Raw genomic sequence first — 4,249 nt, forward strand, 5'->3', positions numbered from 1 at the left:
CGAGCGGGGCGTGCGCGACCTGCCCGAACTCGAACAACGCGCCACCCAATGGATCCACTCCATCACCACCCCGACACAACACGCGCAACAGCTTGACAATGTATAGGAGCATCGGAACGTACTCGTAACCGCTACCCCGAGTACGGGCGGTCAAGCGGGTGACGCTCCCCCAGTCACGGCCTATGACCGCGACAGCCCCCTCCACCGAGGGTGCCAAAACAGGAAACGGAACGTACTCGGAACGGCCCGTTCGAGTACGGTCGGTTGAGTTTTTTCAACGGACCGTATTCGGAACAGTCCGTCCGAGTACGGTCGGTCAAACGGGTGACGCTCCCCCAGTCACGGCCTATGGCCGCGACAGCCCCCTCCACCGAGGGGGCAAAGCAGAAGACGAAACGTACTTGTGGTGGCATACGACGAGGGGCGCCTGACGTTGGTCAGGTGCCCCTCGAAGCAACGGCGGCTATCTACCGTCCGCCGTCAGACTGCCGTCAGGCCTTGGCGACCTTGACGCCGAGCTCCTTGGCGCCGGCGTCGGCCACGATGGTGACGCCGCCTTCGGCGAGCGTCTCGTGGGCGATGAGGTCGCGGAACTGCTCGGCCTTGGGCGCGTCGGCGGCGGGAACGGTGAGTTCCAGCATGATGCGGTCGGCGATGTCGAGTCCGGCGTCCTTGCGGGCGTCCTGCACGGCGCGGATCGCGTCGCGCGCGTAGCCTTCGGCGATCAGGTCGTCGGTGAGGGCGGTGTCGAGGATCACGAAACCGCCGGTCGGAAGCGCAGCGGACACGGACGCCGCAGCCTCGGCCGCGTCGGTCTCCTCAACACGGTTGATGAGCTCGTACTCGCCGGTCTCAAGCGCAATCTCGCCGTTCGGCGTCTCGACGACCGGCGTGCCGGCCGCGTCCACATGCCAGGCGCCGGTCTTGGACGCCTTGATGGCGAACTGGACGTCCTTGCGCAGTCGCTTGCCGGCCACGCGCGCGTTGACGCGCAGCTCGTGCACGATCTTGAGACCCTGCGACGAGGCGTCCTCGAGCGTGCAGAACTCGATGTCCTTCACGTTGAGCTCGGACTTGAGGATCTCGGCGTACGGCTTGACGGCGGCCACGTCCTCGGCGACCACGGTCAGCTTGGCGAGCGGCTGGCGCACGCGGATCTGCTGGGCCTTGCGTAGCGAGAGCGTGCCGGAGACGACTTCGCGCACCTTCTCCATGGCGGCGACGAGCTTGTCGTCGGCCACGAGCACGCGGCCGAGCTCGGTGGTCTCGCCGGTCTTCTCGTCCTTCAGGAACGGCCAGTCGGCCAGATGCACGGACTCGCCGCCGGTCAGGCCTCGCCAGATGGTCTCGGTCTCCATCGGGGCGAGCGGCGCCATCACACGGCACAGCACTTCGAGCGCGGTGTACAGCGTGTTGAACGCGTTCGCGTCCTCGTTCCAGAAGCGGTCGCGCGTGTTGCGGATGTACCAGTTGGTGAGCATGTCGATGAAGTCGCTGACCTCATCGCAGGCGTCGGAGATCGCGAACTCGTCGAGCGACTTCTGCACGCCGGCGACGAGCTTGTTGAGACGCGCCAGCAGGTAGCGGTCCATCTCGGGCAGGCCTGCCACCTCGTCGGCGGTGAGCGGTCGGGCGTCGAAGCCGGCGCCCTCGTGCGCCGCGTTGGCGTACAAAGTGAAGAAGTAGTAGGAGCTCCACAGCGGCAGCATGACCTGGCGGACCGTGTCGCGGATGCCTTCGGAGGTGACGATGAGATTGCCGCCGCGAAGGATCGGGGACGACATGAGGAACCAGCGCATCGCGTCGGAACCGTACTTGTCGAACACGCCGTTGACGTCAGGATAGTTGCGCAGGTGCTTGGACATCTTCTGGCCGTCGGAGCCGAGCACGATGCCGTGGCAGATCACGTTCTTGAACGCCGGACGGTCGAACAGGGCGGTCGCCATGACGTGCAGCAGGTAGAACCAGCCGCGCGTCTGGCCGATGTATTCGACGATATAGTCGGCCGGGAAGTGCTGTTCGAACTTCTCCTTGTTCTCGAACGGGTAGTGGAACTGGGCGAACGACATGGATCCGGACTCGAACCAGCAGTCGAGCACGTCGCTGATGCGGTGCATGTGGCTCTTGCCGGTCGGGTCGTCCGGGTTCACGCGGGTCAGGTTGTCGATCCACGGACGGTGCATGTTGATGTTGCCGTCCTTGTCGCGCGGGTAGTCGCCGAAGTCGCGCTTGAGCTCCTCGAGCGAGCCGTAGACGTCCACGCGCGGGTACTTCGGGTCGTCGGAGACCCACACGGGGATCGGCGAACCCCAGAAGCGGTTGCGCGAGATGGACCAGTCGCGCGCGTTGGCGAGCCACTTGCCGAACTGGCCGTCCTTGACGTTCTCCGGGATCCAGTTGATCTGCTGGTTGAGCTCGAGCAGGCGCGGCTTGATCTTGATGACGGAGACGAACCAGGAGCTCACCGGCTTGTAGATGAGCGGCGTGGCGCAGCGCCAGCAGTGCGGGTAGGAGTGCACGTAGCTCTTCTCCTGGAAGAGGATCGCGCGCTTGTCCTCGTCGATCTGGGCGAGCGGACCGTCGCCGGCGCGCAGGTTGCGCAGGATCGGCAGGTTGGCGTCGAACACGAACTGGCCCTCGTAGTCGGGGCACTGCGCGGTGAAGCGGCAGCCGGCGTCGAGCACGTCGGTGCTCTTGATGCCCTTCGCGTTGAGCGTGTTCATATCGTCCTCGCCGTAGGGAGCCTGATGCACGAGACCGGTACCTTCAACGGTGTCGACGTAATCGGCGGTGAAGATGGTGTAGCCGTTCGGGCCGGGCACGTGGCCTTCGGACTCGGCGGTCTCGCCCGCGAAGTACGGGAAGACCGGCCAGTAGCGGCGGCCGGCCAGCTCGGAGCCCTTGAGCTCGCGCACGACCTTGTAGTCCTCGCCGAGCTCCTTGGTGTAGTGCGGCAGCAGGTCCTTGCCGAGGTAGAACTTCTTGCCGGCGAACTTGCCCTCGGTGGGCTGGACCTCGACATAGTCGATGTCGGCGCCGACGACGATCGCGAAGTTGGTGGGCACGGTCCACGGCGTGGTGGTCCAGAAGACGGCGTACGCGTCCTCGTCGCGCAGCTTGACGGCGACGGAGACGGTGGTGTCCTGACGGTCCTGATACACGTCGGCGTCCATGCGCAGCTCGTGCGCGGACAGCGGCGTGCGGTCCTTCGGGCAGTACGGCAGCACGCGGTAGCCCTGGTAGGCGAGGCCCTTGTCGTAGAGCTGCTTGAACGCCCACATCACGGATTCCATGTACGGGATGTTCAGCGTCTTGTAGCCGTGCTCGAAGTCGACCCAACGGGCCTGACGGTGCACGTAGTCCTGCCATTCGCGCGTGTACTTGAGCACGGAGGCACGGCAGGCGTCGTTGAACTTGTCGATGCCCATCTTCTCGATCTGGTCGACCGAGTCGATGCCAAGCTCCTTCTGCGCCTCGAGCTCGGCGGGCAGGCCGTGCGTGTCCCAGCCGAACACACGGTTGACGCGGCGGCCCTTCATGGTCTGGTAGCGCGGGATCACGTCCTTCGCGTAGCCGGTCAGCAGGTGGCCGTAGTGCGGCAGACCGTTCGCGAAGGGCGGGCCGTCGAAGAACACGAACTCGTTCTGGCTGTGGTCGCCGGACGGGTTGCGTTCGATGGACTTCTGGAAGGTGTCGTCCTTGTCCCAATAGTCGAGGGTCTTCACCTCGAGGTCGGGGAAGCTGGGATTCGGCGTGACGTTCGCGGTCTCGCCGCCCTCGTTCGCCTTGGGATACACATGATTGGTGGTTTCGCTCACCATGTCTCTCCTCGTCGCTGGTTGCTCTGGTCCTGCGGGAGTTCGGTGTGAGCGTTGCGGCGAGCCTCGCGGCCGGCCGCGACGTTCATCGTCGCTTCCGCCTACGAGGACGATGACGGGCGTCATGTTCGGCGCGTGCGTCACCGCGGTACCACCTCGCTTGTCGCCTGTGCGTTCCGGCTGATGCGCCGGGCGCAGTGGCGACCGCTTGAGTCCGGCTGTGTCGGGCCGGCCCCGTCGGTTCTACTGGGCTTGGCGGAGCGTGCGTTCGCGCGGCATGCGGTCGAGCGCGGTTCCGTTGGGCTGTTCTTCCGAAAGACTCCCCGCTGATAACGGATCATCGTCTGACAACGGGGCTTATGGTATCACGGCCGGGGGTCAAGTGAGGTGGGTAGGGCGAGATTTGGTATCGAATTATAAAAGATTATAAA

At 65.0% G+C, this 4,249-nt stretch carries 1 protein-coding gene; it reads right to left on the reverse strand.

All coding sequences use genetic code 11. The features are described 5' to 3' along the window. Positions 1–491: 491 nt before the first annotated feature. A complete protein-coding gene (gene ileS / locus F7D09_RS10930; RefSeq protein ID WP_319792559.1) occupies positions 492–3,818 on the reverse strand; it encodes a mupirocin-resistant isoleucine--tRNA ligase in 3,327 nt (1,108 codons plus the stop codon). Positions 3,819–4,249 lie beyond the last annotated feature (431 nt).

Origin of the sequence: Bifidobacterium leontopitheci, from assembly GCF_009193355.1 — a bacterium.
In the GTDB taxonomy this organism is placed as follows: domain Bacteria; phylum Actinomycetota; class Actinomycetes; order Actinomycetales; family Bifidobacteriaceae; genus Bifidobacterium; species Bifidobacterium leontopitheci.